Here is a 4,620-nt window from a genome sequence, read left to right on the forward strand (position 1 = left end):
GGTTCATACAGACCTCGATATCGATGGGGTATCCGCGTTGCGCGGGCACTATAAGTCCTGGCCCTTGGTGTAGTGAAGACGACGAAAGTTCGCTGGTCCATGGAAAAAATCTTCTCTCCACCATTTATCCAATAACGTTTGCCAGGCAGGGGTAGCGGCTGCTATCTGTACGCATAACCAGTACTGACCTGCCGTGGCGCCTTTCTTCCGTGACTTCCAACCCCCTCGAGAACCCCCTTTACTACCTGCATAACTTCCGGCAAGTGCTGGGCTGGCTGGAGCAACGCTATGCCGATGTGTTGAGCGGCGAAGAGCAGCGCTTCATCGTCGATTTCGCCTCGCTCGGGCAACCGGCACAGGCACTGCTGGTGCGCATGGTGATGCGCAAGGGGCGGCATTTTCGCCAGGCCCGGCTGAGCTATCCGGAGATCGGCGATACGGCCCGGGCCCTGGCGCCATTGCTCGACCTGGGCTGGATCGACGACCAGGCGCCACTGCCCCTGGAAGAACTGTTCGGCCTGCTGAGCAAGCCCGAGATCCAGTTGTGCTTCAAGGACCAGGCCTTGCCGGCCAAGGCCAGGAAGGAGCAGTGGCTGCAGGTGCTGCAGGAGGCCTATCCCCAGGCCCGGGCATTCGGCCAGTGGTGCCCGCAACTGGAGGATCGATTGCTGAGCCTGACGGTCATGGACCTGTGCGATCGCCTGCGCCTGATGTTCTTCGGCAACCTCTACCAGGACTGGTCGGAGTTCGTCCTGGCGGATCTTGGGGTCTACAGCTACGAGACCGTGGAGATCAGCGCCGATGCCCGGGGCCTGCGCAGCCGTGCCGATGTGGATGGCTTTTTCTACCTGCACCAGTGCCAGGAAGCGTTCGAGGCCGGTGCGCCGCTGCCTGGGCTGCTGGCCCGCCTCAGCGCCTTCGACAGCGACAACCCCTGGCTGCACAAGCGTCGCGACAAGCTGCTGTTCCTGCTGGGCCAGCACTGCGAGCGCCTGGCGGATTGGGAGCAGGCCAGGCTGATCTACCAGCGCTGCCCCTATCCCGGGGCCCGTTTGCGCCTGATCCGGGTCCTGGAGCGCAGCGCCGACTATCCCGCCGCCCTGGCACTGGCCGAGCAGGCCGCTTCGGCGCCGCAAAGCGCGGCCGAGGCCCAGCAATTGCTGCGCATGTTGCCGCGCTTGCGACGCAAGCTGGGCGGCCCGCCGGTGGCCCGGGTGGCGAGCCGTGAGGTGTCCCGCCTGGAGCTGTGCTTGCCGCGCGATGGCGAGGGCCTGGCGGTGGAGCAGGTGGTCCAGGCTCATCTGCACCGGCCCCTGGCCCCGGTGCACTATGTGGAGAACAGCCTGGTCAATTCATTGTTCGGATTGCTCTGCTGGCCGGCGATCTTCGCGCCGTTGCCTGGCGCGTTCTTCCACCCGTTCCAGCGCGGCCCGGTGGATCTGCTCAGCGAGGACTTCCATGAGCGCCGCCGCGAGCTGTTCCAGGCCTGCCTGGAGGAGCTGGACGATGGTCGCTACCGCGACAGCATCCGCCAGCGTTTCGTGGCCAAGTGGGGCTTGCAGTCGCCCTTCGTGTTCTGGAGCGCCTTGAGCGAGGAATTGCTGGAGCAGGCCCTGGACTGCCTGCCGGCCGCGCACCTCAAGCACTGGTTCGAGCGCCTGCTGCTGGATATCAAGGCCAACCGCGCCGGCATGCCGGACCTGATCCAGTTCTGGCCCGAGGACAAGCGCTACCGCATGATCGAGGTCAAGGGCCCGGGCGACCGCTTGCAGGACAACCAGTTGCGCTGGCTGGACTTCTGCCAGGAGCACGGCATGCCGGTGGCGGTGTGCTACGTGCAATGGCAGGACGCCCCGGCGTGAGTTATCGCATCGCGGTGCGCGCCTTGTGCGAGTTCAGCGCCAAGCACGGGGACCTTGACCTGCGCTTCACCCCATCGCCCACCGCCCAGGAAGGCATGCAGGGCCATCGCACGGTGGCCGCCCGGCGCAATCCCGAGTACCAGAGCGAAGTGTCCCTAGAGGGCCATCACGGCCCGTTGCGGGTCAAGGGCCGGGCCGATGGCTACGACCCCCGGCAGAACCTGCTGGAGGAGATCAAGACCTTTCGCGGCGACTTGTCGCGCATGCCCGACAACCATCGGCAACTGCACTGGGCCCAGGCCAAGGTCTATGGCTGGCTGCTGTGCCAGAGCCGGCAGTTGCCGGGCATTCGCGTGGCGCTGGTGTATTTCGACATCCACAGCGAAGAGGAAACCGCCCTGGTACGGGAGTACAGCGCCGGGCAGTTGCAGGCGTTCTTCGAGCGCCAATGCGCGATCTTCCTGGAGTGGGCGCGACAGGAACTGCGGCACCGCGCAGACCGGGACCGGGCCTGCCGCGAGCTGGCCTTTCCCCATGGCCAGTTCCGTCCCGGCCAGCGCCATTTGGCCGAGTCGGTGTACAAGGCGGTCAGCACCGGTCGCTGCCTGTTGGCCCAGGCTCCCACCGGTATCGGCAAGACCCTGGGCACGCTGTTTCCCATGCTCAAGGCCATGGCCCCGCAGCAACTGGACAAGGTGCTGTTCCTCACCGCCAAGACCCCGGGCCGGCAACTGGCCCTGGATGCCGCCAGGGTGCTGTTCGCCGAGCATCGCGGGTTGCCGCTGCGGGTGCTGGAGCTGGTGGCCCGGGACAAGGCCTGCGAGTACCCGGACAACGCCTGCCATGGCGAGTCCTGTCCATTGGCCAAGGGTTTCTACCAGCGTCTGCCGGCGGCCCGCCAGGCGGCCAGCCAGGTGCCATTGCTGGATCGCCAGGCGTTGCGCCAGCTGGCCCTGGAGCATCAGGTCTGCCCCTATTACCTGAGCCAGGAGATGGCCCGTTGGAGCGACCTGGTGGTGGCCGACTACAACTACTACTTCGATGTCACGGCCTTGTTGTTCGGCCTGGCCCAGGCCGACCAGTGGCGACTGGCGGTGTTGGTGGACGAAGCCCATAACCTGGTGGAACGCGGTCGCGGCATGTACAGCGCCAGCCTCGACCAGCAGCAACTGGCCCAGGTGCGCCAGCAGGCACCACAGGCCCTGAAGAGCTCCTTGCAGCGCCTGAACCGCGAGTGGAACGCCCTGCACAAGGACCAGGTCGCGCCGTACCAGGCCCATGCATGCTTGCCCGGCGCCTGGCTCAAGGCCCTGGGGTTGTGCGTGGCAGCCATCGGCGACTACTTCAATGAACACCCCCAGGGCCTGGACGCGGCAGTGCAGGGGTTGTATTTCGAGCTGCTGCAGTTTGCCCGGGTGGCGGAGCTGTTCGACGAGCAGCCCTTCATCTTCGATGTCAGCAAGCGCACCTTGAGTGCCCGGCGCAGCCTGTCGCGCCTGAGCCTGCGCAACGTGGTGCCGGCGGCGCTGCTGCGCCCGCGCCTGGAGGCGGCCCGCAGCGTGGTGCTGTTTTCCGCGACCCTCGAACCCCAGCGTTACTATCGCGACCTGTTGGGCTTGCCCGATAGCGCCGTGTGGCTGGATGTCGAGTCGCCGTTCGTGGCCACGCAACTGGATGTACGCATCGTCAGCCAGATCTCGACCCGTTATGCCCGGCGCCAGGCCTCGCTGGCGCCCATCGTCGAGCTGATGGCCGGCCAGTTCGCGGCCCGCCCTGGCAACTACCTGGCGTTTTTTAGCAGTTTCGACTACCTGCAACAGGTGGCTGAGCTTTTGGCCCGCGAGCATCCGGCAATTCCCATCTGGTTGCAGTCGCGGGGCATGGACGAAAGCTCGCGGGAGGAATTCCTGCTGCGGTTCCAGGCCGAGGGGCAGGGCATAGGTTTCGCCGTGCTCGGCGGGGCGTTCGGCGAAGGCATCGACCTGCCGGGTTCGCGCTTGATCGGGGCTTTTGTCGCCACCCTGGGCCTGCCCCAGCTCAATCCCTTGAACGAGCAGATGAAGCAGCGCATGGGCGCGCTGTTCGGCGCCGGTTATGACTACACCTACCTCTACCCCGGCTTGCAGAAGGTGGTGCAGGCGGCAGGGCGGGTGATCCGCAGCCAGGCCGATCGAGGGGTGCTGATGCTGATCGACGATCGTTTTGCCGAGCCGCGGGTACGCCGGTTGTTGCCGCGCTGGTGGGCTATCGCCAAGGAAGAAACGGCGCGGGACTGCCAGTAGCAACCGCTGCGCCGTCGATGGAGCGTGCAGGCTTGGAGGTCCTCAGCGGCCCGGACGAACCCGGGCGAAGCGCCGCAGGGTTTGCCCGGGGGCGGTGTGGAAGCGGGTAGGCCGGGGCTGGCCGCTATCGGCGGCGATGAAGACGAACTCGTCGTCCGTCAGCTCGTAGCTGGCCGGCAATGGCTGGCCGGCATCGGCGCCGATCGAGTCGACCCAGGTAATGGACTTGGGCGTGGTGCTGCTATCGAGGGTGAAGCTTCCGGCCAGCAGCAGTTGGCCATCCACGGTCACCACGCGAAAGCGTTCGCCCTCGATCCAGGTCAGGGCGCCCGGGGCGCTGTGCTCGTCGGGCGGGTTGAGGATGCCGCTGTCTTCCATCCCGGTCTGCTCCCAGGCGCCTTGCAGGCGTTCCAGATCCAGCAGGTCGGTGTCACGGGCCGTTGAAGGGGGCATGTTGGGGCGATTCCTTTTGCGGG

Annotated in this window: 3 protein-coding genes; 2 read left to right on the forward strand and 1 reads right to left on the reverse strand. The window is 66.1% G+C overall.

The genetic code is table 11. The features are described 5' to 3' along the window. Positions 1–209: 209 nt before the first annotated feature. Both ACK6AU_RS31345 and ACK6AU_RS31350 read left to right on the forward strand, forming a co-directional pair. Entirely contained in the window at positions 210–1,862 is a 1,653-nt protein-coding gene (locus ACK6AU_RS31345) for a VRR-NUC domain-containing protein (protein ID WP_409303600.1), read from the forward strand. Continuing rightward, entirely contained in the window at positions 1,859–4,144 is a 2,286-nt protein-coding gene (locus tag ACK6AU_RS31350; RefSeq protein WP_409303602.1) for an ATP-dependent DNA helicase, read from the forward strand. Before ACK6AU_RS31345 ends, ACK6AU_RS31350 begins: the two co-directional genes overlap by 4 nt. Before the next feature lie 42 nt (positions 4,145–4,186). On the opposite strand, the gene ACK6AU_RS31355 is transcribed toward ACK6AU_RS31350, so the two are convergent. Beyond that, positions 4,187–4,597: a TIGR03067 domain-containing protein gene (locus tag ACK6AU_RS31355; RefSeq protein WP_409303604.1), complete on the reverse strand. Its 411-nt coding sequence runs from the start codon at positions 4,595–4,597 to the stop codon at positions 4,187–4,189. Between the last annotated feature and the right edge of the window lie 23 nt (positions 4,598–4,620).

The sequence above is a fragment of the Pseudomonas sp. KCJK8993 genome, from assembly GCF_046230915.1.
GTDB classification, from domain to species: domain Bacteria; phylum Pseudomonadota; class Gammaproteobacteria; order Pseudomonadales; family Pseudomonadaceae; genus Aquipseudomonas; species Aquipseudomonas piscis.